Genomic DNA, 24,061 nt, shown 5'->3' with positions numbered 1-24,061 from the left:
GTGTGGGGTCCGCGGGCCAAGCCCGAAGACTGGTGGACGGCGGGTCAATGCGTGCGACATCCCCCAATCCCTGATCGAAGGGAAGCTATCTCCTCCCTCCATCATTCGTCGGGCGTGACTCGAAGATTCACCGCCTCACACGCTGCTGCAGACCTTACTTCACAACCGCCAGACCCGGGTCGCCCTGGTTTTCGAAGGTCTGGATTTCCTTGTTGTAATAGGTACCGTCGTCCGCCCTCGCGACTTCGCGCAGGTAGATGTTCTGAGTGATATGGCGGCTTTCGGCGTCGATGGTCACCGGACCACGCGGGCTTTCCCAGGCAAGGCCCTTCACGGCATCGACGGCCTTGGCCGCATCCTGCTCGCCGCCCGTCGCATCGATCATCTTGTAGATGACATGCATGCCGTCATAGGCGCCGACCGCCGGGAAGGAGAGCTCGGCCGGATTTCCGATCGCCTTGGCGGCGGCCTCGACGAACTTCTTGTTTTCGGCGCTGTCATGCGAGACGGCATAGTGGAAGGTCGTGGTCAGGCCAAGTGCTGCCTCGCCCAGCGCCGGCAAGTCGGATTCCTGGGTAAGGTCGCCGGGAGCGAAGAACTTGATGCCGCCCTCCTTGAGGCCGTTCTCGTTGAAAGCCTTCACGAAACCAAGGGTGGTCGGCCCGGACGGCAGGAAGGCGAAGACGCCTTCGGCGCCTGAATCCTTGATGCGTTGCATGATCGGCGAGAAATCATTGGTCTGCAGCGGAATGCGGATGGCTTCGACAATTTCGCCGCCGGCTGCCTCGAAGCCGGTCTTGAAGGCTGCTTCGGCATCGACGCCGGGACCGTAGTCGCTGACGACTGAAATGACCTTCTTGGTGCCGCCGTCGAAGGCGACCTTGGCGATCGGCGTCGAGGTCTGCCACGTCGTGAAGGACGTGCGCACCACATAGGGGCTCTTGGTGACAATGGCCGAGGTGGCGGCGTTCATCACCACCATCGGCACGTTCGCCTGTTCGAGCAGCGGTGTCGCGGCCATCGCATCGGGTGTAAAGTAGAAGCCTGCGAGATACTGTACGCCTTCCTTGACGACCAGTTCCTGCGACAGGGCCTTGGACTGTGCCGGATCGGCGGTGGGAACATCGCGGTAGATGATCTCGATCGTGTCACCACCGACCGAATTACCGTTCAGCGCCATATAGGCGTCGATACCGGCCTTGAAATTCTTGCCCTGCAGCGCGAAGGGACCGGAGAACGGCCCGACGACGCCGACCTTGATTATATCAGCATGGGCGACACCGCCCAGAAGCGCAGCCGCGAGCGCGGCGATCGCAAGTTTCTTCATGATTTCCTCCCTGCAGATCAGCCAGACAGTTTGCGACTGGCAAATAGACTTTTTATCAGATTGGCAGATAGAAAAGTGATGTAAAATGAAAAAGTAAGCTCATATCATAACCTCAAGGTTATTGGATTCACCCGAGACCATGCCAAGCTGACGGAGGGGACGCCATAAGGTCGGAGGCACGACGCAGGGAGGCACCCGTCGCGACCACCGCCTGCGGCAGGATCGGCCATTCGAGCGTCCAGGCTGCGCCGGAGCGCTCCTGTTCGTGCACGGCGGCCTCGCCATGCCGCCAAGTTGCACGGCATTCAAGCGGGCGAGCGTGACGCTCCGCCTCATGCCGAGGGCGATGAAACTCTTCCTCGCCGAGTGCACCGGCGCGACGATCAAAATCGTCAAGGTGAGAACGGTGTTGCTGGAACAGTTGCGCGTCGGCGATCTCGATCTTGTCGTGAGGCGGCTTGCGGCGCCTGAAAAAATGGCGGGTTTTTCGTTCGAGCATCTCTATTCGGAAAAGGTGGTGTTCTGCGTACGCACCGGTCATCCACTGCTGTCCCAAGGAGCGATCTTTTCCGGGCTCAATGCTTATAAAGTGCTAATGCCGACCCGCGCGTCCATCATTCGCCCTTGCGTTGTGCGTTGAGTCTTCTCATCACCAACGGCATTGCCGGGTGGCCAACCAGATCGAGACCCTGTCTGATGCCTTCGGCCGGGCCTTTGTGCTCGAAAGCGATGCGATCTGGATCATCTCTGAAGGAGTCGTGGCGGCCGACATCGCCGAAGACAAGCTGGCGGCGCTGCCGGTCGATACCAGCGACACCAAGGTCTGGTGGGCCTCACCATGCGCACCGACGCCGCGCGCTCCATGCCGCAGGCCATCCTCATACAGACGATCCGCGAAGTGGCGGGCGAGGTGTCGCCCGCAGCTTAAGCCGCATGGGCGAGACTTCAATAGGACAGTCCGACGTAGTTTTCCGCCAGCACAGTCTCGGCGGCGCGGGAATGGGTGAGGTAATCGAGTTCGGCTTCCTGGATCTTCTGATCGAAATCGCCGGCCTCGGGGAAGCGATGCAGCATGGTTGTCATCCACCAGGAAAAGCGCACCGCCTTCCAGACGCGCCCGAGCGCCTTGGCCGAATAGGCGTCGATCCCGGCATTCGAGCGACCTTGATAGTGTTCCAGCAGGGCGGTGAAGAGGTAGTGGACGTCGCTGGCGGCAAGGTTCAACCCCTTGGCGCCGGTCGGTGGTACGATATGGGCGGCATCGCCGACGAGGAAGAGGCGGCCAAAGCGCATCGGCTCGGCGACGAAGGAACGCAACGGCGCAATGGATTTCTCGAAGCTTGGACCGGTGATCATCGCCTCGGCGTGATGGGTGGGAAGACGGCGGCGCAACTCGTCCCAGAAGCGCGCATCGGACCAGTCATCGACCTTTTCGTCGAGCGCGCACTGGATATAGTAGCGGCTGCGGGTCTGCGAGCGCATGGAGCAGAGCGCGAAGCCTTGTGGATGGTTGGCATAGACCAACTCCTCGCTAACCGGTGGTACATCAGCGAGAATGCCGAGCCAGCCGAACGGATAGACCTTCTCGAAGGTGCGGATGGCCTTCTCAGGCACGGCTTTGCGGCTCGCACCATGGAAGCCGTCGCAACCGGCGATGAAATCGCAGTCGATCCGGTGCGTCACGCCGTCCTTGTCGTAAGTCAGGAAGGGCCTGGCACTGTCGAAACCCTGCGGTGCGACGTTGCACGCCTCATAGATGGTCGGACGGCCATCGGACTCGCGCTGTTCGATGAGGTCGCGTGTCAGTTCCGTCTGGCCATAGACCATGACGCGCTTGCCCCCGGTCAGGCCAAAGAGGTCGATGCGATGGTCGCGCCCGTCGAAGGCGAGCGAAAAGCCGTCGTGCGGCAGGCCTTCCGCCTCCATGCGGGCGCCGACGCCGGCTTGTTTCATCAGGTTAACCGTGCCTTCCTCCAGCACGCCGGCGCGCACGCGGCCGAGAATGTGCTCCCGGCTCGCCCGGTCGATGATAACCGTATCGATGCCGGCCGTGGCTAGCAACTGGCCGAGCAGAAGCCCCGACGGACCCGAGCCGATGATAGCGACCTTAACGCGCATGATATCCTCCCGCATTTTGATGCCTAGCTGGCATTTCGCAAATTGTCGGGCAGGGAGGCTGGGTGTGGCAATGGACGGATCAGCCCAATGATTGTACAAATCGAACAACATTGTTTGCGCGATGCCGAGATGACGAAACCCGTACCGACCTTTGATCTCTATGGCGAAAAGACCCGGAAAGAGCCGGATTTCTGGTTGCATTGCGAAACGATTCCGTCCCGCAGCAGCCTGCATCGCTATGAGATAGGCCTGCATCGGCACGACAGCTTTTTCCAGATCCTGTACATTTCCGCCGGATCAGGCGATGCGCTGTTCTGCGGCGGTCGCTGGTCGCTGACCCCACCCGCCATCGTCACGATTCCGCCTGCAGTGGATCACGGCTTCCGGTTCTCCCCAGATGTCGACGGCCATGTTTTCACCCTGCTCGCTTCCCATATGCGGCTTTCCGGCGAGGTGGTGCGCTTTGCGTTGGAGCCACGGGTAACATTGCTTGAGGCAGGTAAGCCGGATAGCGCGTTCATAATCGCTACATTGGAGCGCCTGGCCGGGGAATGGACGAACCGGCGCAGCGGTCGCACGAATTTGATGGAGGCCTACCTGGTCTTGGCGCTGACGCTGGCGGCACGGCAGTGGGGGCGTGACAATCCACAACGCGGGGCTGGCGCGACGGCGTGGCGCATGGAACACCTTGACGGCCTCATCCAGCAGCACTTTCGCGGGCAGAAGCCGGCACAATTCTACGCGCGGGAACTCGGCATTTCGCCTACTCACCTCAACCGCCTTGTCAAATCAGCGACGGGGCTTACGGCCCATGTCTATATCGGTCGCAAGCTGATTGATGAAGCACGGCGCGATCTCGTGTTCACACAGATGTCGGCTCAGGAGATCGGAATACGGCTGGGTTTTGCCGACCCGGCCTATTTCTCGCGTTATTTCCTGCGCGAGACCGGCGAGACCCCGCGCGCCTTCCGGGTGGCAGAGCGCGCGCGGCTGGCTGCTCAATCGTCCGAATAAATTTCTTCCATCAGTGGAGCGCCAAATCTGATAGCCGTTCCGGTCCCTGAAGCAGGCCTGCTCCCGGGCAAGAAGTCGATGCAAGCCGGCCACCTGCCGCTTCTGCCCGTCAGGACGTTCAACGGCTATCAAGAAAAGGACGAGGCTGCCTGGAAATGATAAAATCCGAGCATCCGCCACGCGGTGCGCTGCTCCTAGCCTCGGGGCCAGGGCTGCGCGGCGCTTTTTAACTCGCAGGTGACGGAACGAAGGAGCCGGCGCGTGGCCGGCCCCTTCTCGCATATTGCTACAACCCGGTGCGGCGACCATAGCGTTGCCGTTCGGCTTCGATTTCCTCTTGCGTATACGGATCGAGAGAGCTGTCAAAGCGGCTCCATCCCTGCTCGCGATAGGCTCTGCGCCGCGCCGGGACATCCACCCAGTTGGAGCGCTCCAGAATCTCCTCTGCTTCCGATGCCATGGCGTTGTCCACCTTAGCCGTCACCAAGGAACCGCCGCGCCGCACGCCTTCGGCATAGACGTGCGCATCCTCCTCAGGCACGCCGGAATCGGTAAGCGCACCGATCAAACCGCCGGCTGCTCCACCGACGACGGCGCCAGCGACGGCTCCTGCAGCAGTGGCCGCAAGCCATCCCGCCGCCACAACAGGACCAACACCTGGAATGGCCATAATACCAAGGCCTGTCAGGAGACCACCAGCACCGCCGGCGAGAGCCCCGAGGCCGGCGCCCGTGCCAGCGCCCTCGGCAGCGCTGGAATCGTCGCCATAGCGGCCATCCGGATTGTTGGCGACGATGCTGATGTCGTGATCAGGTATCCCGGCAGCTTTCAGTTCCCGTACGGCTGCTTCCGCGTCAGAGTAATCGTCGAAAAGACCTGTTACCGTCGTTGTCATAGCTGTTCCTCGTTTCCGCGCTTCCAGCGCATCAAAGTTCGATTGGGGTGGTCACCTGGCGACGACGTTGCCTTGATAGTCGAGCGACACAGTGACCTGTTTCTTGTCCTTCGTGGCGGATGCCTGCCAGATGCCATTCGCGTCGAGCTTCAAATCGGCGACATCGGTGTAACCGGCCTCTTCAATCCGCGTCCGCGCCTGGTCTTCGGTGAAGCTGTTTGCGCCGGCGACGGGCGCCGTAGGATTCTGTTGGTCGGGGGTGGCGATAGCGGGTGTTTCACCCTCCGTCGATGGTGTTGTCTGGGCGTGAGCGGGCAAGCCCGCGGCGAAGATAATCGCCGCAGCAGATATGATCTTTTTCATGATGTCCTCGTTTGTAGCGGATCTGATAATCCGATGGTTTGAGAACTCAGGCAGACTGAATTGGTTCCATGCCGGGCCGTCGCGCGCATGCGCAAAAGTTAAAATGTCACTTTGGGCGCCCGACACTGTGGCGCAATGTGCGCGGCGACCATCGAAGGGAAGGTGAATGAGTCGTTCGGACCGACGGTCGGGTAGTGGCTGAAAGCCCCCTCTGACGGCAAGCTGGCGAGGATTCGCCATATATGCGATGTCCTTGGCTTGGCAGAGACGCGACCGGCACATATCCGCTATCAGCTGCTGCACCGCACCGCCTCAGCGGTGATTAAAGCGAAGCGCTTCAAAACGGATGAGGCGGCGATGATCGTTCATTCATTCTCAGCGACGAGGATGTGGTTCGACGATTTCACTGCGTTCACCCGGTTATTCGACCAAGACATTGCACCTGACCGCGGGGTTCGACTTTCCTTAAACAGTGGGGTCCGGCTCAGGCTTGGATGGGCTACAGGAGATGCCGCGTTCCTCGAGACTGGACACCCGTTGAATGGAGGGCTCGATCGGCCTTCGCCACGGCGCTCATTGACCGGTGGCTGATGGGGCGCAGTTCTGACGCGGAATGTTCTCGTGTGCTCGCAGCATCCGATAATATCATCTGTGGAAGGGGTTCCAGATCGTCCACGGGCTTCGGATTTGTTTGTGATCGACACATCTAACAGCCTGCGACGACAGGGGCCTTCAGCCCTGAGCAGACTTCTGTCGCATCGAGAACTCTGGCTATTTTGCGCCTCGTGTCGGCGGTAGAGATCATCTTTGTCACTTCCTGAAGGCAGCATCTCCGAGCCGATTTACTTGGTCAGCAGACCTCTGGTCCGCTAGAGTCCGAGGTCTCCACCTGGCCGCAGACCGAAGAGCCGGAAACCGCATATCCCACAGTAAGCTGATGCATCTGGAGTGCCTATGATGAAGCAGAGCGGATCCACCGAGACAGTGAGAATAGAGGACCTTGACGACGCGGGGCTGGTTGAACACGCACGACAGCGTGACCCCGCTGCATTCTGGCTAATCATCAAGCGTCACAATCAGCGGCTTCACCGGGTCGCCCGCGCCGTCCTGGATGACGACACCGAGGCGGAGGACGTACTTCAGGAGACCTATATCCACGCCTTCACCCATCTGGCCCAATTCCGCGCGGATGCGCGGCTGTCGACCTGGCTCACCCGGATCGCGCTGAACGAGGCGCTCGGACGCCGCCGGAAAAGGCGACCCACCGTAGACGCGAAAACCATCGAAGGCATGGTCGCTCCCTTCAGCGCACACAAGCCTGATCCCGAGGAGGAGGCCGCTCTCGCTGAAATCCGCGGCCTTTTGGAGCGAGCCGTCGGTGATTTGCCAGAGCCCTTTCGCATCGTCTTTGTCATGCGGGACGTCGAGGAAATGAGCATTGAGGAAACGGCTTTCCTTTTGGCATTGCGCCCTGAGACGGTGAGCACCCGTCTTTATCGCGCACGCCGGCTCCTCCGCGAGGCGCTGCGAGATAAGCTCGCCACCGTGTTCACGGATACGTTTCTCTTCGCTGGCGCTCGTTGTGACCGCCTCGCACAATCAGTCCTCGATCGGCTCGCAGTCCGAGTGGTTCGAAAGGATACTCATCTGTTGAACGCGGCGACTGAGCGCACGTAGACGCCGTCCAGCCGAGATTACGCCGGATCCTATCTTAGGGCAAAGGGCCCTTTGTAGCGGGATGGGAATATTTTGGCGGCCCGGACCATCTAATCGTCAGGCAAATGCATTCGGTGCCGCGGAGCTGACTGCGGTGTTGAATCGACAAACATAGGAGATCGCCATGCAGGGCGCACTTCACCTATCCCGGCGTCAGTCGCTTCAGGGACTTATCGCACTCGGTGCCGGAGCGGCACTCAGCGGAATCGCACGGCCTTCTGCGGTATTGGCACAGGACATATCGGACGAGGACATTTTCCGCTTTGCGCTCAACCTCGAATATATGGAGGCTGAATACTACCTCCGCGGCACCACCGGAACAGGCCTTGACGGAGCCGATGCCGGTTCGAAACCCGGCGACGTCGTTGGTGGAAAGCGAGTCTCCTTCGAGACGCCCGCGATCGGCGAATTCATGCAGGAAGTCGCGGAAAACGAACTCGCGCACGTCCGCTTCTACCGGAAGACGCTTGGAACCAACGCGGTTGACCGGCCGGCCATCGATTTCGGTGCGGGCTTCGAAGCCGTCGCGGAAGCAGCGGGCCTCGGGCCGGACTTCGATCCCTTCGGCAACGAGACGAACTTCGTTCTCGGCGGGATGTTGTTCGAGGATGTCGGCGTCACCGCCTATGCGGGTGCGGCGACCGTTCTGAAAAACAAGGATTTCCTCGCCGCAGCCGCAGGCATCCTGGCGGTCGAGGCCTATCACATGGGAATGGCGCGATCTACGCTATACCGAAAGGGAGAGGAAGCCTGGAAGGCCGCCAACGCTGTCTCCGATGCCCGAGACAAAATCGACGGATCAGGCAATAAGGACCAGGGGATCCGGGGGGACGGCAAAGCCAACATCGTTCCTTCGACGCCCGATGCAATCGCGTTCACCAGAACGCCGCAGGAGGTGCTCAGGATCGTGTACCTCACCGACAAGGACGGAGTGAGCAAGGGCGGCTTCTATCCGGAGGGGATGAACGGCACGCTCAAGACCACCTAAGCCAGTTGCGACGACTGACGATTTGCCCACCGGAAACTGAGCGGATGGTATCCGATGCTCTCGGAAAAGACGATGATAAGGATGATGATGTGAACCACGGATCGGCAGCTTCAAGCCGAGTGCTGTCTCGCAGCAGGTTCATGAATGTCTCTGAGACCGGTGCGGCGATTGCCGGCGCCGACGGTGCATTTCGAGCCTTTGCGCCAGCGCCACGCGGCTGCGCCTCAGGGAACTGTAGAGAATTGCAGATACGCCGCGAGGCTGATTGCAGAAAGGCTACGGTTACCGCAGCGGGCTGCTTCTTGACGATCGCGCAGATGAACAAGCCAAACAGCACGATCGGGACTTCGAGTGACGGAGTGTTACCAGCGAAAGCCACCGCTGAGGCTGACAAGCTGATGGCGGCGGCGGTGGTGGTAAGCGGCGAGGTCGCAAGTGCGGCGTTCGCCTGCATGCTAAAATGCAGGCGAACCAATTCCAGCTAAGGCTGATCGCGAGAACGAGGAATGCCGGCGAAATCAGGTCAAGCATCAGTGCAACCCTACGGCCTGGGACTGCGCCCCGGCAATATCACCGGCAGTCGCAGCACGGCACGCTGGCGGGATGCAATACTGAATTAGTGATTTGGCCGGCTCGGCAAGGCGGCCAGAATAGCGCCGCCCAGGGCGATCAGGACGCGGTTTTCATAGCCGATCAATGCCTCATTGCGGCATTTGCGAGGACACTTCAGACATTGGTCGGGGCATGATGCAAAAGGGGGCGTCGCGCCCTTTCCCACCAGCAAGGATACAACACAAAACCCGGCCGTCCGACAGTTCGGCCGGCCGGGTTGTCGGACGTCGCTACCTGGCACTTTTCGGGAAGGCCGGCAGCTTGGCGATATCCTTGGCGTCATGCTGGACGATCAGGGTGGCATTCAGCGCCTTGGCAATCCCCGTTAGCCGCTCCATCGACGCCAGCGTTTCGGCGCGATCGAAGTTGAATCCTGGCACGCCACGGTTCTCGAACTGCTCCTCGAAATGCGCGACGTCGCCGGAAAGTAGGATGGGTCCGGTTTCTGCAAGGCGCACCAGCAGACTTGTTTCGCCCGGCGTGTGACCCGGCGTCGAGAGAATGGTCACCGTTCCGTCGCCGAAAACGTCGCGGTCGCCCGAGATGGCGTCAACCTTCGCACCGCCGTCAAGCCACGGCTTGATGAAGGCCGGATCGACGGCGAAGGGCAGGGGGTCGCCCTTGAACTGGGTGAGATCGGCTGCGCCGATCATCAATGTCGCCTGCGGAAAGAACGCGGCCTGTCCGACATGGTCGAAATGATTGTGGCTGATGCCAAGGCGGCTGATCTGTTCGGGCTTGAGGCCGATTTCCGCGAGCTGGGTCGGAATATCCTTCGCCAGCGTTGGCGCAAGTACCGCGCTCGGATCAAGCTTTGCCCCGAGAAGACCGGCCGGCAATCCGGCGTCCCAGAGCATGTAGTCCTGGTCGTGGCGGATCACGTAGCAGCTGTCGGTCAGCGTTCGCTTCTCGCCGACGTGATTGTAGGTGTCGGAAAACAGCGAAAGGTCGCGGACTTCGATTTCGCCGCAGTCGAGCCGCCAGAGTTCGACCTCGGCGGAATGGGCCGTGGATGCCATCAGGGCAGCGGCGGAAAAAACGATCGTTGCAATCGGGTTCATGGCGGTCTCCTTGGATGTGGAGACCGCTTTTGACGTATCCCGTTCGCCGTGGAGGGTCCGGTTCGATCGATTTCGAGCCCGAAACGCTCACCTCTGCGGTTTTCTATTGACGCGTACTGCGCTATCGTTCGGTATGAACATCCCTTACAGAGACGACACCCATCTCAGGTCCATGCTTGTGGAGCGCCTGCGGCCGATGATGGCGCCAGACGGCACGGCCGGCCGGTATTCGCATGGCAACCGGCTGTTTTCCTATTGCTCCATCGATCGGGAGCGGTTCAGGGCGATTGAACTTCCGTGCCCCATCATCGGCGTCATGTTGAGGGGCCGCAAGGAAGTGTGGCTCGGCGATACGACGCACTTCTTCGAGCCGGGTACTGTCTTTGTCCTGCCGGGGCGGGTGCCGATGGATGTCGTCAATATTCCCGCGGGGCCTACATCCTCCTATGAATCGCTGTTGCTGGAGGTGCCAGCGCTGCCGGCCGGCATAGCTCCGCTGACGGGGGGCGAGAAGACGAGCACTCGCGATGGCGACCGGCAGTTCCGCGTGCCACTCGATCCGGATCTCGTGCATACACTTATTCATGCAGCGACGGCGATCGCCAGTGAAGCGTTGGGCGAAGCCGTCAAGGCGGTGCGGCTCATGGAGGTGCTGACGCTTCTGCGGCCGATCGCTGCGGCCCGTCCATTGTTCGAAGCTAGCCTGCCCGAGGAGGTGGCCTGGCTAATCGGAAGCGCGCCGTCGGAGGACTGGACGGTCGAGCGCGTCGCCGCCCGTCTCGGCGTCGGGGCTTCGACGCTGCGCCGTCGGCTTGCTGCGACGGGTACGTCCTTCCGCAACGTCCTTCGAACCGAGCGCCTGCGCGCTGGCCAAACCGCGCTTGCCTCCGGCGCATCGAGTTTTGCCGCCGCGGAGGCCGCTGGCTATGCCTCACGCTCGCATTTCGCCCGGCGCTACAGGGAAAGCTTCGGCCAGTCGCCGAGCGGTCGCCGCTCCTGATAACTAGGCGTATAGTTCGAACCCCATCAAGGCGGCCAACCCACGCCGGCATATCCCATCAATAGATGCTGCATACCCTGGTAACCACCGACGAACTGGGTGTTGCTCGACTTCAAGCGCACGCCAATTCCTCCCTGCACCATTTCGCCTTTGACCACGAGTGGCTGCTGCAGAAGGTGGCACATAGGATAGCCGATATCCGTAGGGCCGATCATAAAGGCCATGCAAAGCGCCGCGCCTTTGTCGGAAAGGAAAGGATCACCCACCGACCAGGCGAGAGCACCGCCTCGCTTGCCGCCCCGCCCCGCCCAGCGCCTTCAGAAGCGTGATCGAGCACTTGGAACGTCGTGCACTCTATCGGTAGGGCCTCTTGCAGGCAGGCCTGCCAGAATGACGTGGCGATCAACACGACGGCAACGACCGACCTAGTGCACTGCCGGATCAACTGGTGCGTTCTGGTTCTTCGGTCTCGTGGCATCGACCCAATTCATGGTCGGTGTGACAGCAATACCGTGAACGACGATGGAGATCAGCACTATCAGCAATCCCGTCGCCCAGAGGGTATTCGCATCATCGAAAGCCGCCTGCCCGGTAGCATAGGCCAGGTAGTAGATCGTTCCGAGCCCTCGGATGCCGAACACGGAGATCACGAGTTTCTCGCCCGCCGGAAATCCGGTGCCTAGCAGACAAAGCCAACCGGATAGTGGCCTTACGAGGGCGAGGGTTATCACAGCGACGAGGATGGCGCGTCCGTCGAGCGCCCCGAGGATCGTCCCGGTGGCCACGATCGAGCCAAGGAATACGAGGAGTACCATCATCAGAAGGCGCTCTATCTGCTCAGCAAAATCGTGCAGCTGCTCGTGAAAATCGTGTTCCCTTTCCACCGACCGGAATGCCACGGCCGCTACAAAGACGGCGACGAAGCCATATCCGTGGATCATCTGTGTGACGCCATAGATGAAGAAGGTCATGCCGAGCGCCACGAATCCGTCCTTGGTTTTCGCGAGACTCTTGCCTCGCAGACGGAACGAGAGCATCCCAAAAAGCTTGCCAGCGCCCCATCCCCCAGCGATTGCGGTGCCGAGACGCCATATGACGTCCACCAATGCCCAGTCTTCGAAGATCGCCGTACCGTCCTTGACCGAGACCGCAATCGCAATGGCAAGGTAGACAAACGGGAAGGCAAGGCCGTCGTTCAGGCCCGCCTCCGAGGTCAACGCAAAACGCACCTCGTCCTCTTCACCGGTCTTCGGTGGCCCGACCTGGATGTCGCTTGCCAGCACAGGGTCTGTCGGGGCGAGCGCCGCTCCAAGCAACAGAGCCGACGCCATATCAAGATCAAGGATGTAGTAGCCGAGACCCATGACGGCGACGATCGTCAGCGGCATCGCGATGCTCAGGAGCCGCCACGTCGTTCTCCATCGTGCCAATCCAATCGGCCTGTCTATTTTAAGGCCAGCTCCCATCAGCGCGATGATGACGACAACCTCGGTCATCCGCTCCGTGAAAGCACGGTTTTCCAGGGGGTTGAAGCTGGGGAGGAGCGGATAGGGAGACCACGCGAGGAGCATGCCGATGATGAGGCAGAGGATGGGAAGTGAAAGAGGAAGGCGCTTCAGCACCAATGGCAGCCATGCGGTCAGCAGAACAACCACGCCGAGAACGGAAAGGGTGACGATAAAAGTGTCCATTGTCTCTCCGCCCTTTAGATTACCGATTGAACGCTTTCGTGATCGAAACGTTGCAGGCAGTTAGGACCTTTATCTCCAAGGGGAGATGTCGGGCTGCACAAGGTTGCGAGACAGGCGCATTAACGCACGGATCTGCGAAAATCAGCATCGGCTCCATGACCGCTCCCGGCCGGCGAGAGCCTTAACCCTTCACCGTGACTCGGCATGCAATTCTCCTAGGGTCGTTTCGTGTTTTCAGTCCAATGCGTCGCCTAGACGGACGAGCAAGCTGTAAACGCCCCGCAAGGTTCCTCGTCGAAGGTCGGTAGCTTCTCGATAGAGGCCAACAGTAGCGCGGCTTTAGATCGAGACTGGTGAGGTGCCACCGGAGCTTAATCTCTTCGGCGGGTGCGTCCAGCACCTCGCAGAAATGGATTAATCGACCCACCGTGATCGTCCCGTCCTGCCAGGCAGGCATGTGGCTTTCCGCTGTGCCAAAAAATTGGCTGCCGTGTGTGGACGCTCTCTCATGATTCATGCGGTTATCTGGCTGAATGTCGATCTACGGAGTCGGGTCGCTCGCGTAAGCATCGGAACGCCGACGCATGGCGAACCTGCCTCACGGACGGCTTCACCTCGCCGCCGAGGGTTGTGCCCAAAGAGACGTGCCGCTCTGCCTTACCCCAGACCGCACAGGAACGCCGTTCTCTTTCACATCGCTGACATAGAAAATAGAAATGAGGCGTTGCGTACCGCGGCGAATTTTCAAACTAGCGAACGAAGATGTGAACGCGATTTGATCACTACTACTTGCGGTGTGGCTTGAAACCCCAAGCGGAAGACGCCAGTTCGATTCGAGGATATTTTTATGAGTAATGGCTTACCCATGTACACTTGCAGGAAAGACACTAACTCCGCTGGAACGCGAAGGCGACGAGCGACATTTCTCGGATGCCAAGCAGTAAAATTGGGAGGCCAGCGATGCAAGACAATGAACTGTGCTGGGACAAGAACCTGATCCTGGGAATACCTGCACAGGATACACGGTCGGTCTTTCAGGCAATCGCGTCATATCTTGCTGACAACACGGGACTCGACCCGAGGGCAATCTTCACCGGCCTGATGGAACGAGAGGCCCTCGGGTCTACAGGTTTCGGCGCTGGTTTTGCCTTGCCGCATGCGCTTATGCCAAACCTTGCTTCACCCTCCAATGTTCTTGTCACCTTGCGCGCTGCTATCGAGTTCAACGCGCCTGATGACGAGCCGGTAGATGTTTTCCTGGCCGTTATATGGCCGCAGAATGAGCAAGAGGGTTTCTTGCCCGGCCTTGCTAGACAATGTCGTTTGTTTCGTTCCAAAAAGGTGCTTGCGGCAGTGCGCGACGCTCGCTCTGAAACAGAGGCACGGAGTGTGCTCTCAGCGCTGGCTTCCGAACAAGATTTGCTCGAAACCGTACGCTCATGAGCGAACTAGGTTTTCCAGGCGCGTCTAAATTACCTCGCGTGTACGAGGCAGGTTAATTGATGCCAACCTGTGCATGGTACTGGTTGATGGCTCGAACCGAAAGTATGTCATGACTCTTTCTTTTCCCAACAAAGCCCGCAGTTATGACGAAACCCACAGGCGCGTTCGCTTTACCGGTTACGATGGGATGTTTGAGGTCAAGTGTTTCGTCACCGTGGATGTTCTCGCCAGGGGAATGGCTCTGAGAACCCGGGGAGAACGAGAATATCTCGAGGCCTTCGACAAGATGCGGGCAATAATCGTGGATGCTGCGACGCGCGCGTATAACTCCAATCCGCAAGACGCAGTCGTGTTGGATGTATCGAACTTCGGGTAAGCCGTGAACGTCATGACGTCGCGCGCCAACCGACCACTCATTTCGGGAACGGTGGATCTGCCGCCTTTTAAATCGGAGCAAAACGTGAGCAAAAATTTTTTGCAGCCCGCCGCGACTTTCTTCCCCGGTGGTTTCAGGAGCCTGGATTATCACAGACGCAAGCTATGGAAGAGCTGCATCAGCAGCCGACGGTCGAACTGACCTTCTTGCTCAAGCATTAATCGTGCGGCATCTCTCGGATTCCACGCCTTCTTGTACGCTCTTGCGGACGTCAGTGCATCGTAGACGTCGCAAATCGAGGTAATGCGGACGGCGATGCTAATCTGTTTGTCGAAAAGGCCGTTGGGATAGCCGCTGCCATCGATCCTTTCGTGATGGTGAAGGCAGATGTCAAGGACAACCCGCGGCACGTCGCCTTGCTTGGCCAGAAGTTGGTAGCCATGTGACGGATGCAGTCGGACTTGTCCCATTTCCACGTCGTTGAGTGGGGCGGACTTGTTAAGCACCTTGAGCGGGACCCGCATTTTTCCGATGTCATGAAGTAGGCCCCCCATTCCCAGATCGCGAATCATTTTTTCGTCGAGACCAACGGCGCGTGCCAAATGTACCACCAGTCCGCTGACGGCGATGGAATGCAGAAAGGTGTATTCGTCCCTAGCTTTGAGACGGGTGACTTCGATCAATGCCTTACCGCTGTCTTGCATGCATGCCGCAATATGCTCTACGGCTTGCGCGGCATGAGAGACCGGAATGGTGCCTCCGATTCTCGCATTCTCGAACATCTCCGTGATCAGCGGTTTCGATTGTTCAATCGTCCGAAGCGCACGTTTCAACGAGAGATTTTCGCGAGGGTGTGGCGACGAACGTTCCGTCATGGCAATGGGTAGGGCGACATCCACTCCCTTGTCGGTGTCGATGATGACCGCAGTGGCATGGCTGGATTTCAACCTTTCGACATCTTTGGCGCGATCCAATCGAAACTGGTTGCGCCAGAAAGGATGGTCCGCCCAGGACCCTTCTATAGCCTCAATGAACATCCCTAAACGGGCCTGCCCGGGTTTAATGCGCTTGAGCAAAGAACATCCTTAAGTGCTCTGCAAAACCCAGCCGGGTAAACCGCTCTGGACCGGTGACAGATTGGCGACGCGTCGCGCACTGAAGACAAAACCGTCGCTCACTGTCACCGGCCTGCCCTTACCGGCATTGTTTCTTGATTGCAAATCATAGGAATACAATCTTTCAACAAAGCGGTGTTGTCCAGTGCCAAGAACCACGTCCTCGTCCTGAAGCTTGCCGCCGTTGTTAAAACGCAGTTGGAGAAGCTCAGGCAACAGGGGAAGGTGAACCAAGGCAGTTTTTAGGTGCGCTCCCGTTTGCCCTACGGCAAGGCCATGAACCATGACCAACGCGCCGCCACATTAACCGACTTGCTGAATCGCCTCGGCCAGCGTGTCTCGTTCAAGCTTCGCACGAACCCCATCATAACGTCCGGCCTTCGACAGACAGTCCACGCAAGCGCCAAAAACCAGCCGATAGCCCTTTCCCTTTTCCATGAGGACGCCGGGACAGACGTGATGACGGCCTGATTCCAATTCCCGTCGGCAGTATTGCAGGACAAAGAGCGCTGCTGCATCAAGCGGGCACCAACCCATCTCAACCAACAACTGGCGAGACGCATTCGGATTTCGGGCGATCAGGAATCGGCTGGCTGAGAGGGCGTCGTGGAGCGCCATTTGCTCATCCGGAGAGTTTGCTGTCATGGATTGCCCGAAAACGTCAACTGCTTCGATTATTCGATACTGCTCAAGTGTCTGTCGTCGGAGAAGTCGTAAAACAGTGGCCTTAATGCTCATGCGGTACGCGGCTCCAACTACATTGTGCTCCCTTGATGTTTCAATCAGGGAGAGCACAACGTAAGGAAGGCGATGTCAATATCGGATGCAACTAAAATTGCTGAGGGCGGGGTAAGCTACAGCGCCGTGGTGGCAATAGGCGAGGGCAACCGCTCACAGGCGTTCATCGTCGTGAATGGCCTTCATCTCCAGCGATACGGGACTCGGGATCCTGGTCGACGACAGACAGGATGAATGGAAAGATAAGCTGTGGAGCTGTTGCGCTTCTTCACAATTTGTCCGCAGGCGTTGACGGCTCGCGCAAGACAGAGCCCTCGGGCTGACTTGCTTTCGCTCGAGCTGCCGATCAGACGATGGCTAGCGCGAAATCGCGGAGAATCTGCGCAAGTTCAGCGCGGCAATCCACTAGGCGTTCCAGGGGGGAGCTCATGAAGAGCTGGGTCATAGACGACGATGTTGGTTTCGCCCTTCAGTCTCGGTTCGTAGGCAATACCGTCCGGTCGCTGATCATGCGACCAGAGTCCACGCGACCATTTTTAGCCGAGTTCATGAGATCGTGCACGGGCGACATCAGTTGGTATGCCCATGCGGATCAAACCATCACCACGCATATAAACCAGATTTAACGGTGTACTTGTCACCAATTGACTGCACGTCCATTCCTCGAGCTGTGCCCACTCGATCGAAAATCGTTCAGCCGACCGTGATGCAAAACGGTAGGGTTGTAGTGAGACCGAAGCACTGTTCGCCTCCCCCCGCCATCCACCCGAACCCTGGCCGCTGGACGCCACCGGGGGTTTGCCGCTAAAGCTCGGATCGCGCGGCGGCTATGCCTGTCTTGTTCGAGGACCGCCTGGTACGAATCTTGCGCGCGGGCGCCACCGATGATGGTGGTGCATCGGCGAGTGCCTCGCGGGCAGCCGAGGTCAAGGTGGTGGCAACGAAATCCGCCTCCCGAAGCGGGGGCGGTAGCCTTTCCTCCTGGTCTTCCACCCAAAGGACCGCGCCGACGCGTATGGCTGGATATATGCGCTTGAACCGACGAATAAGTATGCTGGCGTGCCTTGCCGAATCCTCGTTGAGGAAGCAAACGACGATGGCGTTCGATTGTTTTGGAACGAGGCTCATGGCGCGGCGATTGGGAATGTCAGAATGCCTAGCTGCGACCACCTCGGCCCCCTGTACCTGGAGAACCTGGGCGAGCATCGCAGCCGACGCGTCGTCGAGCGGGCCTCTGCCTCCGATGCAGAAGACGGTCTTGCCAAGTCCGTCAGGTAGTTCGTTTCCATCCCCATTGCCTTCCTTGGGGGCGGTGTTGGGCCGACCTGCCGAGTCCTTCTCCTTCTCTTCCTCCTTCTCTTCCTCTTCCTCTTCCTCCTGCGCAATTTCCGCAAGGTTCGAGACCAGTGTGATGGCGGTCCCGAATAGTTGCTCCATCTGCTCCGCGGTCAAGACGCCTCGACGCCTATCTTTCTCCGCGAGTAGAAGGGCGGGAATGGCAACCTTGCCGTAGTAGTCCTCCAGATAGTCCTCCTCAAGGAATTCCTCAGCGTAATCGGTCGCCTCGTCGGGATCGCCGGCAAGAAGCCGCTGGTACAGCCGCTCCTTGGGGTCGAGCACTGGGTCACTACCAAAAACGACCTCAAGGAACTCGAACTGCGGGACATACCGGCCCAACACTGCAAGGCACACGGTCAGCGGCGTGGACAGTACAAGACCGACTGGTCCCCACAGCCATGCCCAAAAAATCGCCGCGACGATGATTGCCAGCGGAGAGAGTCCGGTACGGGAACCATAGAGCCAGGGCTCGATGACGTTGTTGCTGGTCAATTCCAGCACAAGGAAGATGGCCCCAACCCAGAGAACAAGGCTCCAGCCAGGGTCAACTGCAAAGGCCAGGAACAGCGGCAGAACCGTCGCGATTACAGGCCCGATATAAGGGACAAATCGAAGGACGATGGCAAGCATCCCCCAGAGCGCTGGATTTGGGATGCCAACCGCCCACAGTCCGAGCGCCAAAGGGACCCCGTAAGCGCAATTCACCACCAGCTGCATAAGAAGATACCGCCCGACCCGGCTACCCGCTTCCTGGATAGCTTCTGTCGTGCGATGCAGATCTCCATAGCCAACGAGCCGGATAAAGCGATCACGAAGCTCTTCCCGCTCTAAAAGCATGAATACTACGACGACGATGATCAAGCCCAATGAGGCGATGGGGCCGAGCAGGGGACCAATCAGGCTAGTAAGCGTTTCAATTGGTCTGCTAGGCGCGAATATTTCGACGAGCACGGGCTCCCTTGGTCTTGATCCGGTACCTGGAGCAACTGGGCGCTCCTCGGCGTTGCTGAGCTCACGACCGACGCTCTCAACGACGGATGTCAGGCGCCGCACAATACCGCTATCCGTTCCACTTTCCTGGAGAGACCGAATTTTTGCTATGATGTTGCCCTGGTAGGCTGGAAGGTTCTGGGCGACTTCGGCAACGTGTCCCGCTACGACAAGCCCGAACAGGACGAGGACAAGAAAAGCGATCACGACGGTGACTATTACCGCCGGAATCCGTGGTAGGCCAAGCTTTCGAAGACGAGAGGAGATGGGAGCCAACGCGAATGTCAACAGGACTGCGATTGCTAGAGGAAGAAGGACTTCCTTGCCGAAGTACAGAATGGCAATAACGGCGAGTACACTCGCGAAGGCAGGCATGCGTGACGAGGAGGATGGGGAGGTCGAATAGACGCGATGGGGGCCGAGGTCATTTTTCAATTCCGCCTCCGTGATCTTGGCGTCGCTCGAAGACATCGATGTGTCGGTCGTTCTCACCAAGTCTTTTTCAATTAGGGCGCAGATCGGTCTCGGCAATGATTGTGGCGCAGGCGACCCATTCCTGCTCCCAAGGGGCGCCTGACAGAATAGCGGCACTTCTCCTCTTGGGCCGGTGTTCAATTCTTTCGAAAAGCCTGCCGCACCTCCTCCTGGATACTTTTTTCGTGAGCTTGCAGCAACGACACCGCTGCGAGCTCGGGTCAAAGCGCAAGTCACGACCGCGTCCGGACGCCTTTGTATCGCAAAGTCGTTGGGATTTTGATTTCTACACTTCGTTACACTTCCGCCCGATCAGCACACACAGGAGATACCTACCCGAAGGCAGTACTCCGGGCTCAGATTGTCGTCGGCCGCCGTGGACCGACGCCATCAATGCTCAACGGAGACCATGATGTCCCTTCTTATCGTTGCCTATATGGCCGGCGTACTGACCATCCTCAGTCCTTGCATACTTCCAGTCCTGCCCTTTGTCTTCGCGCGCGCCGGGCGGCCCTTTGTCAGCAGCACGCTGCCCATGCTGGGCGGCATGGCAATGACGTTTGCCGCGGTTGCGACGCTGGCGGCGGTCGGCGGCCGTTGGGCAATCCATGTCAACGAATACGGCAGATACGCCGCCATCGCACTCCTGGCACTGTTCGGCGTGACGCTCATCTCGTCACGGGCGGCAAGTTTTCTGACTGCCCCGATCGTCTCGCTGGGCAACAGACTTCTGAACGCCGGCGGCAGACCGGGAGAGGGCGAGCCCAGCGGCAAGTCGCTGGTCCTCGGCGTGGCAACGGGGCTGCTTTGGGCACCTTGTGCCGGGCCTGTCCTCGGTCTGGTCCTGACGGGCGCGGCACTTCAAGGTGCCAACGCGCAAACGAGCCTTCTTCTACTCAGCTATTCGGCTGGCGCTGCCACCTCCCTTGCCGTCGCACTGTTTATCGGCGGCCGTGTCTTTGCAGCGATGAAGCAGTCTCTCGGGGTTGGTGAATGGGTGCGACGCGGGCTGGGCGTGGCGGTCCTGACAGGGGTCGGCGCCATCGCATGGGGCCTCGACACCGGCGTCCTTGCACGTCTGTCCATTTCGAGCACGACGACGATCGAACAATTACTCCTCGACAGATTCAAGTCTGGGACCGCGGCGTCTTCGGGCAAAGTCGCGGCCAACAGCATGTCGCTCGCAGCGGACGATGCTCGACAGGGCTTCCGAAGCGGGCTGCCCGTCGAGGGCCACTTCCCCGCCCTCGACGGGGCCGTCGAATGGCTCAATTCACCGCCACTTACGCGCGAACAGCTCCGGGGCAAAGTGGTTCTGATCGACTTCTGGACCTATTCCTGCATCAATTGCATTCGGACTGTCCCCTATGTCCGCGCCTGGGCCGAAAAGTACAAGGAGCAGGGCCTGGTGGTGATCGGTGTCCATTCTCCCGAGTTCGCGTTCGAAAAAAACGTCGACAACGTCAAGCAGGCAGTCAAGGACTTCAAGATCGACTATCCGGTCGCGATCGACAACGACTTCAAGATCTGGCGCGCATTCCAGAACAGCTACTGGCCAGCACACTACTTCATCGACGCCAAGGGACAGGTAAGACACCACCACTTTGGCGAGGGTGACTATCTCAAATCGGAGAAAGTGGTCCAAGATCTTCTCGCCGAGGCGGGTCGCGACGAGGCGAAGAAGACGACTGTGAGGCCGGACGTCTCCGGAGCGGAGGCAGCTCCTGACTTTGCCAACATTCGCTCGTCGGAAACCTACATCGGCTACCAGCGCGCATCCAACTTCATTTCCCCCGAGGGCCTGAAGGCCGACGTGGCAGAGAACTACTCCAAAGCGAAGCCGAACCTCAACGAATGGGGCCTGACGGGAGTGTGGACCGTCGGTCCGGATCGAGGCACGCTCAATCAGCCAGGCGGTAGTGTCACCTACAGGTTCAGCGCCCGTGATCTTCACCTGGTCCTCGGTCCCAGTGCTAACGGTGATCCGGTGCGCTTCCAAGTGACGATCGACGGCAAGCCTCCCGGCGAGAGCCATGGCGCGGATGTCGATCGATACGGCATCGGAACCGTCAAGCAAACACGTCTTTACCAGCTCGTCCGACAAAAGGGGGAGGTCTTGGAACGGACCTTCGAGGTTCGCTTCCTCGATGCCGGCGTCGAAGCGTTCGTATTCACGTTTGGATGAGGTGGAGCCTTGAAAAGAGATATTCTATGGACGGCGCTGGTCGCGGCGCGCTGGCTGCCGACGGAGTGTCAGCGCTGCTTGGCACTGCGGTCCTCGGGCACACACGCTCGAGCACCGTGAGCCCGGCTTGTTCTTCCGCCCCTCCGTGACAATACCGAAGCCAGCAGAAGCGTTTGTCGCCAGCCATTGGTGCCATCACGGGGGCGGTACAGTCTGATACATTTTCGACGAATTCCGACACACAGGGGATACGTCCCGAAAGCTTAATGCGGGCATCGGCCGATTCAAGTCATCGGTCATCCATCAACTTGAGGAAAATCAGCATGACAGCAAATGAAAAGGTCATTTATACTGGCAAGACCCACACAACGGGTGGGCGGACCGGCGCTTCGCGCAGTTCTGATGGCCGCCTGGAAATCAACCTGTCGTCGCCGGGCACGGCAGGCGGCGGCACGAACCCCGAGCAGCTTTTCGCGGCCGGATGGTCGGCCTGCTTCATTGGGGCAATGGGCATCGCTGCTGGCCAGCGGAAGGTCGTGCTTCCGGCAGACATGGCGGTTGACGCCGAGGTCGATCTCATTAGTTCGGATGGCGGGTATTTCCTTGGCGCACGCCTCAATGTCAGCCTGCCGGGCCTCGCCCCCGACGTTGCGCGCGATATTGTCGATGCCGCCCACCAGACCTGCCCGTACTCCAAGTTAACGCGCGGCAACATCAAGTCCGAGATCAACCTCGTCTGATACTCACACAGATTCAAATGGGCAGCTTCGCGGCGGGCAACGCCGCGAAGCTGCAATTGCCTAAGCCCTTATAGTGACAGCCGCGCCGGCGAGCCCGTCGCCCAGGCACCGGAGAGCCATCGTGAATTTCGCAGTTAAATGTCTTCTGGGATTAGCTGTTCTGGCGTCCCCGTGTGCCTGGGATACCGATCCGCGCAAGGCGTCGGCACTGAGCGGGCTGCAAGAACAACTAACTTCCCAAAATGGTTCGCAGCCGTCGGATGTAGACTATCCGCGCTTTGCGGTCTCGGGTGCATCAGGGAAGTGAAATCCGACCCCCTGCGTCAATGGCGCCATTTGGCGGATCTGGTTTCTTTCTTTCAGCAATGGGCCCGATCAAGGCGTATCATGTCTCCGGCCATTCACATCATCCCAGACGGACCGCCGCTTTATGGCGGATTGAGATACTCTATTAATTCGGTGTCCCCTGCGTTTCGTCCACCGTGATGATATGGAAGCGGAGCCTATGCCGAGTACCTTCCTCAACTGGAGAAAATCTGATGTCTGAAGATCGCGCAGTTTTGGCAGGCGGCTGCTTCTGGGGGATGCAGGATCTCATTCGTGCTTACGACGGCGTCGTGGCCACCAGCGTGGGCTACACGGGCGGCGACGTCGCCCATGCCAGCTACCGCAACCATGGGAACCATGCGAAGCCATCGAGATCATCTTCGATCCGGGCAAGATAAGCTACAGGCGGCTCCTGGAGTTCTTTTTCCAGATCCACGACCCAGCACGATCAACCGACAGGGGAACGACATCGGTGCGAGCTATCGTTCCGCGATTTTCCATGTCAACGAGGAGCAGAAGAGGATCGCACTCGATACGATTGCGGACGTCGATGCTTTGGGGCTGTGGCCGGGTCGAGTCGTGACGGAAGTCTTGCCGGCAGGCGATTTCTGGGAAGCGGAGCCCGAACACCAGGACTATCTCGAGCGGTATCGAAACGGATACTCGTGCCATTTTGTCCGACCAGGTTGGAGGTTGCCGGCACGGGCGAAAATCGCCTGAAGGCTACCGCGGCCGTGGATGCTGAAGCTTCAACGAAGTCGGCCCGCTACGTCTGGACCTCTTGAACAAAGCGAGCCCGCGCTTGCGAGCCTTTCACCAGATGCAAATCAGGGCAGTGTTGAACCGCCCCTTTCGCATTTCCTCGAAAAGTAGAACGGCCATTGTTCATTAACTGGGCCTCCGGCCCCAACCTCTGTATCGGGCCTCGCACTGTTCGAGGCCTGCTCCTTCATGTGGTAGTCGCCGAGGGCGGCGAGGGCCGAGGAGGGTCAGCACGTGCAGGTCCATCGTCTCGTTGAAGGCGTCTGGCCATTGTAGTGGACGGCCAGGGCGACGATCGTCGCAGGGGCCATTTCGGGCTTCTTCGGGGAGTTCTCGTTTGCGGGCATTCCTCCGCCGGCGTCGCTTCTGGCGTCGATCATTCAATACCGTTTCCCGCGCGATCTACGGCACACGGTCTGGAGCGTTTGCTGCGCCAGGGAAGTAGGATAGTTAATTCTCCTCGTGCAGCCGCCGCCTCGCAATGAGCTCGACGGCTGCGAGAGCGGTAGCCAGGCTTCAGGATTTTGCGGTCTCCGCCCGTAGTCGGCGATACTGGGCTGTGGGAAGCCCGCCCCAACCCCAATTGTCCAGATCAACTTCCTCGATGACCACATAGGTGGATTCAAGCGGCTTGTTCAGAACATCGAGGAGCACCTGGCTGACACCCTTGATGATGGCGGCTTTTTCCTCGGCCGATACCGACTTGCGCTCAGGAACGGTCCCTTCGCGGGTGACTTGAACAGTGACGATAGGCATTGCAGTCTCCTTTCTTGTGTTGGATTTCCTAC

Annotated in this window: 23 protein-coding genes and 3 pseudogenes; 13 read left to right on the top strand and 13 right to left on the bottom strand. The window is 59.3% G+C overall.

Annotated elements, in window-relative coordinates; translation table 11 throughout:
* Positions 1-154: 154 nt before the first annotated feature.
* Both A3AY_RS0107035 and A3AY_RS40340 read right to left on the bottom strand, forming a co-directional pair.
* The gene (locus A3AY_RS0107035; RefSeq protein WP_018324979.1) at positions 155-1,327 is read right to left on the bottom strand and encodes an ABC transporter substrate-binding protein; all 1,173 of its coding nucleotides are present in this window, start codon (positions 1,325-1,327) and stop codon (positions 155-157) included.
* Between the two features lie 127 nt (positions 1,328-1,454).
* Positions 1,455-1,651: pseudogene (locus A3AY_RS40340) on the bottom strand (3-carboxy-cis,cis-muconate cycloisomerase); the annotation flags it as partial.
* Here A3AY_RS40340 and A3AY_RS34625 point away from each other — a divergent pair.
* Positions 1,644-2,255: pseudogene (locus tag A3AY_RS34625) on the top strand (LysR substrate-binding domain-containing protein); the annotation flags it as partial. The pseudogenes A3AY_RS40340 and A3AY_RS34625 sit on opposite strands and share 8 nt — an antisense overlap.
* Positions 2,256-2,272: 17 nt before the next feature.
* Here A3AY_RS34625 and pobA read toward each other — a convergent pair.
* Positions 2,273-3,445, bottom strand: coding sequence for a 4-hydroxybenzoate 3-monooxygenase (gene pobA / locus A3AY_RS0107025; protein ID WP_018324976.1), 1,173 nt, complete (start codon positions 3,443-3,445; stop codon positions 2,273-2,275).
* A gap of 129 nt (positions 3,446-3,574) precedes the next feature.
* Between pobA and A3AY_RS0107020 the strand changes: the two genes are divergently transcribed.
* A complete protein-coding gene (locus A3AY_RS0107020; protein WP_026203194.1) occupies positions 3,575-4,459 on the top strand; it encodes a helix-turn-helix domain-containing protein in 885 nt (294 codons plus the stop codon).
* Positions 4,460-4,745: 286 nt separating this feature from the next.
* Here the strand turns inward: A3AY_RS0107020 and A3AY_RS0107010 are convergent, their stop codons facing one another.
* Positions 4,746-5,354, bottom strand: a complete 609-nt coding sequence (locus tag A3AY_RS0107010) for a general stress protein (RefSeq protein WP_018324974.1) — start codon at positions 5,352-5,354, stop codon at positions 4,746-4,748.
* 51 nt (positions 5,355-5,405) lie between these two features.
* Positions 5,406-5,717 (bottom strand): hypothetical protein, encoded by a 312-nt coding sequence (locus A3AY_RS0107005; protein WP_018324973.1) that lies wholly within the window; start codon positions 5,715-5,717, stop codon positions 5,406-5,408.
* Between the two features lie 198 nt (positions 5,718-5,915).
* On the opposite strand from A3AY_RS0107005, the gene A3AY_RS41365 reads away from it, so the two are divergent.
* The 4 genes from A3AY_RS41365 to A3AY_RS38970 all read left to right on the top strand — a co-directional run bounded on the left by A3AY_RS41365 (position 5,916) and on the right by A3AY_RS38970 (position 8,906).
* Positions 5,916-6,308, top strand: a complete 393-nt coding sequence (locus A3AY_RS41365) for a DUF6946 family protein (RefSeq protein ID WP_420864891.1) — start codon at positions 5,916-5,918, stop codon at positions 6,306-6,308.
* Positions 6,309-6,671: 363 nt separating this feature from the next.
* Complete coding sequence (locus tag A3AY_RS0107000; RefSeq protein ID WP_018324972.1) at positions 6,672-7,394, top strand: RNA polymerase sigma factor; 723 nt, start codon at positions 6,672-6,674, stop codon at positions 7,392-7,394.
* Between the two features lie 163 nt (positions 7,395-7,557).
* Positions 7,558-8,421 (top strand): ferritin-like domain-containing protein, encoded by an 864-nt coding sequence (locus tag A3AY_RS0106995; RefSeq protein ID WP_018324971.1) that lies wholly within the window; start codon positions 7,558-7,560, stop codon positions 8,419-8,421.
* A gap of 44 nt (positions 8,422-8,465) precedes the next feature.
* On the top strand, positions 8,466-8,906 hold the full coding sequence (locus tag A3AY_RS38970; protein WP_018324970.1) for a hypothetical protein: 441 nt from the start codon (positions 8,466-8,468) through the stop codon (positions 8,904-8,906).
* A 357-nt stretch (positions 8,907-9,263) separates the two neighbouring features.
* On the opposite strand, the gene A3AY_RS0106980 is transcribed toward A3AY_RS38970, so the two are convergent.
* Positions 9,264-10,094 (bottom strand): N-acyl homoserine lactonase family protein, encoded by an 831-nt coding sequence (locus A3AY_RS0106980; protein WP_018324969.1) that lies wholly within the window; start codon positions 10,092-10,094, stop codon positions 9,264-9,266.
* Between the two features lie 196 nt (positions 10,095-10,290).
* Between A3AY_RS0106980 and A3AY_RS0106975 the strand changes: the two genes are divergently transcribed.
* Positions 10,291-11,094, top strand: coding sequence for a helix-turn-helix domain-containing protein (locus A3AY_RS0106975; protein ID WP_234913076.1), 804 nt, complete (start codon positions 10,291-10,293; stop codon positions 11,092-11,094).
* A 26-nt stretch (positions 11,095-11,120) separates the two neighbouring features.
* Here the strand turns inward: A3AY_RS0106975 and A3AY_RS0106970 are convergent, their stop codons facing one another.
* Positions 11,121-11,318, bottom strand: a complete 198-nt coding sequence (locus A3AY_RS0106970; RefSeq protein ID WP_018324967.1) for a hypothetical protein — start codon at positions 11,316-11,318, stop codon at positions 11,121-11,123.
* A 201-nt stretch (positions 11,319-11,519) separates the two neighbouring features.
* On the bottom strand, positions 11,520-12,785 hold the full coding sequence (locus A3AY_RS34620) for a cation:proton antiporter (protein WP_018324966.1): 1,266 nt from the start codon (positions 12,783-12,785) through the stop codon (positions 11,520-11,522).
* 960 nt (positions 12,786-13,745) lie between these two features.
* Here A3AY_RS34620 and A3AY_RS34615 point away from each other — a divergent pair.
* Together A3AY_RS34615 and A3AY_RS0106955 are read left to right on the top strand one after the other, a co-directional pair.
* Positions 13,746-14,228 carry a PTS sugar transporter subunit IIA gene (locus A3AY_RS34615; protein ID WP_018324965.1) on the top strand — a complete coding sequence of 161 codons (483 nt, stop codon included), beginning with the start codon at positions 13,746-13,748 and terminating at the stop codon, positions 14,226-14,228.
* A gap of 109 nt (positions 14,229-14,337) precedes the next feature.
* A complete protein-coding gene (locus A3AY_RS0106955; protein WP_018324964.1) occupies positions 14,338-14,604 on the top strand; it encodes a DUF1488 family protein in 267 nt (88 codons plus the stop codon).
* 149 nt (positions 14,605-14,753) lie between these two features.
* Here A3AY_RS0106955 and A3AY_RS0106950 read toward each other — a convergent pair whose 3' ends face one another.
* The 4 genes from A3AY_RS0106950 to A3AY_RS0106930 form a co-directional block, all read right to left on the bottom strand.
* The gene (locus A3AY_RS0106950; RefSeq protein ID WP_018324963.1) at positions 14,754-15,680 is read right to left on the bottom strand and encodes an HD-GYP domain-containing protein; all 927 of its coding nucleotides are present in this window, start codon (positions 15,678-15,680) and stop codon (positions 14,754-14,756) included.
* Between the two features lie 9 nt (positions 15,681-15,689).
* Positions 15,690-16,004, bottom strand: a complete 315-nt coding sequence (locus A3AY_RS38965; RefSeq protein WP_154663255.1) for a hypothetical protein — start codon at positions 16,002-16,004, stop codon at positions 15,690-15,692.
* A gap of 18 nt (positions 16,005-16,022) precedes the next feature.
* Positions 16,023-16,457 carry a hypothetical protein gene (locus A3AY_RS0106940; protein WP_018324961.1) on the bottom strand — a complete coding sequence of 145 codons (435 nt, stop codon included), beginning with the start codon at positions 16,455-16,457 and terminating at the stop codon, positions 16,023-16,025.
* Positions 16,458-17,261: 804 nt separating this feature from the next.
* On the bottom strand, positions 17,262-19,256 hold the full coding sequence (locus tag A3AY_RS0106930; protein WP_018324959.1) for an AI-2E family transporter: 1,995 nt from the start codon (positions 19,254-19,256) through the stop codon (positions 17,262-17,264).
* A gap of 415 nt (positions 19,257-19,671) precedes the next feature.
* On the opposite strand from A3AY_RS0106930, the gene A3AY_RS0106925 reads away from it, so the two are divergent.
* The 4 genes and pseudogenes from A3AY_RS0106925 (at position 19,672) to A3AY_RS34610 (ending at position 23,231) form a co-directional block, all read left to right on the top strand.
* Positions 19,672-21,444 carry a cytochrome c biogenesis protein DipZ gene (locus A3AY_RS0106925; protein WP_018324958.1) on the top strand — a complete coding sequence of 591 codons (1,773 nt, stop codon included), beginning with the start codon at positions 19,672-19,674 and terminating at the stop codon, positions 21,442-21,444.
* A gap of 323 nt (positions 21,445-21,767) precedes the next feature.
* A complete protein-coding gene (locus A3AY_RS0106920) occupies positions 21,768-22,184 on the top strand; it encodes an organic hydroperoxide resistance protein (RefSeq protein ID WP_018324957.1) in 417 nt (138 codons plus the stop codon).
* A 539-nt stretch (positions 22,185-22,723) separates the two neighbouring features.
* Entirely contained in the window at positions 22,724-22,909 is a 186-nt protein-coding gene (locus A3AY_RS41360) for a peptide-methionine (S)-S-oxide reductase (RefSeq protein WP_026203192.1), read from the top strand.
* Positions 22,879-23,231 (top strand): annotated as a pseudogene (locus tag A3AY_RS34610) (peptide-methionine (S)-S-oxide reductase). Before A3AY_RS41360 ends, A3AY_RS34610 begins: the two are co-directional and overlap by 31 nt.
* 558 nt (positions 23,232-23,789) lie before the next feature.
* On the opposite strand, the gene A3AY_RS0106910 reads toward A3AY_RS34610, so the two are convergent.
* The gene (locus tag A3AY_RS0106910; protein WP_018324955.1) at positions 23,790-24,029 is read right to left on the bottom strand and encodes a tautomerase family protein; all 240 of its coding nucleotides are present in this window, start codon (positions 24,027-24,029) and stop codon (positions 23,790-23,792) included.
* Between the last annotated feature and the right edge of the window lie 32 nt (positions 24,030-24,061).

The organism is Rhizobium giardinii bv. giardinii H152 (assembly GCF_000379605.1).
GTDB classification, from domain to species: domain Bacteria; phylum Pseudomonadota; class Alphaproteobacteria; order Rhizobiales; family Rhizobiaceae; genus Pararhizobium; species Pararhizobium giardinii.
Note: the sequence above shows the minus strand (reverse complement) of the source record. Positions and strands in the feature narration are given on the sequence as shown.

Excerpts from the sequence above, each read along its gene's own strand:
- A3AY_RS0107035 (WP_018324979.1), bottom strand. The coding sequence starts at position 1,327 with ATGAAGAAACTTGCGATCGCCGCGCTCGCGGCTGCGCTTCTGGGCGGT.
- pobA (WP_018324976.1), bottom strand. The coding sequence starts at position 3,445 with ATGCGCGTTAAGGTCGCTATCATCGGCTCGGGTCCGTCGGGGCTTCTG.
- A3AY_RS0107020 (WP_026203194.1), top strand. The coding sequence starts at position 3,575 with ATGACGAAACCCGTACCGACCTTTGATCTCTATGGCGAAAAGACCCGG.
- A3AY_RS0107010 (WP_018324974.1), bottom strand. The coding sequence starts at position 5,354 with ATGACAACGACGGTAACAGGTCTTTTCGACGATTACTCTGACGCGGAA.
- A3AY_RS0107005 (WP_018324973.1), bottom strand. The coding sequence starts at position 5,717 with ATGAAAAAGATCATATCTGCTGCGGCGATTATCTTCGCCGCGGGCTTG.
- A3AY_RS0107000 (WP_018324972.1), top strand. The coding sequence starts at position 6,672 with ATGATGAAGCAGAGCGGATCCACCGAGACAGTGAGAATAGAGGACCTT.
- A3AY_RS0106995 (WP_018324971.1), top strand. The coding sequence starts at position 7,558 with ATGCAGGGCGCACTTCACCTATCCCGGCGTCAGTCGCTTCAGGGACTT.
- A3AY_RS38970 (WP_018324970.1), top strand. The coding sequence starts at position 8,466 with ATGGTATCCGATGCTCTCGGAAAAGACGATGATAAGGATGATGATGTG.
- A3AY_RS0106980 (WP_018324969.1), bottom strand. The coding sequence starts at position 10,094 with ATGAACCCGATTGCAACGATCGTTTTTTCCGCCGCTGCCCTGATGGCA.
- A3AY_RS0106975 (WP_234913076.1), top strand. The coding sequence starts at position 10,291 with ATGATGGCGCCAGACGGCACGGCCGGCCGGTATTCGCATGGCAACCGG.
- A3AY_RS0106970 (WP_018324967.1), bottom strand. The coding sequence starts at position 11,318 with ATGGCCTTTATGATCGGCCCTACGGATATCGGCTATCCTATGTGCCAC.
- A3AY_RS34620 (WP_018324966.1), bottom strand. The coding sequence starts at position 12,785 with ATGGACACTTTTATCGTCACCCTTTCCGTTCTCGGCGTGGTTGTTCTG.
- A3AY_RS34615 (WP_018324965.1), top strand. The coding sequence starts at position 13,746 with ATGCAAGACAATGAACTGTGCTGGGACAAGAACCTGATCCTGGGAATA.
- A3AY_RS0106955 (WP_018324964.1), top strand. The coding sequence starts at position 14,338 with ATGACTCTTTCTTTTCCCAACAAAGCCCGCAGTTATGACGAAACCCAC.
- A3AY_RS38965 (WP_154663255.1), bottom strand. The coding sequence starts at position 16,004 with ATGGTTCATGGCCTTGCCGTAGGGCAAACGGGAGCGCACCTAAAAACT.
- A3AY_RS0106940 (WP_018324961.1), bottom strand. The coding sequence starts at position 16,457 with ATGAGCATTAAGGCCACTGTTTTACGACTTCTCCGACGACAGACACTT.
- A3AY_RS0106930 (WP_018324959.1), bottom strand. The coding sequence starts at position 19,256 with ATGTCTTCGAGCGACGCCAAGATCACGGAGGCGGAATTGAAAAATGAC.
- A3AY_RS0106925 (WP_018324958.1), top strand. The coding sequence starts at position 19,672 with ATGTCCCTTCTTATCGTTGCCTATATGGCCGGCGTACTGACCATCCTC.
- A3AY_RS0106920 (WP_018324957.1), top strand. The coding sequence starts at position 21,768 with ATGACAGCAAATGAAAAGGTCATTTATACTGGCAAGACCCACACAACG.
- A3AY_RS41360 (WP_026203192.1), top strand. The coding sequence starts at position 22,724 with ATGTCTGAAGATCGCGCAGTTTTGGCAGGCGGCTGCTTCTGGGGGATG.
- A3AY_RS0106910 (WP_018324955.1), bottom strand. The coding sequence starts at position 24,029 with ATGCCTATCGTCACTGTTCAAGTCACCCGCGAAGGGACCGTTCCTGAG.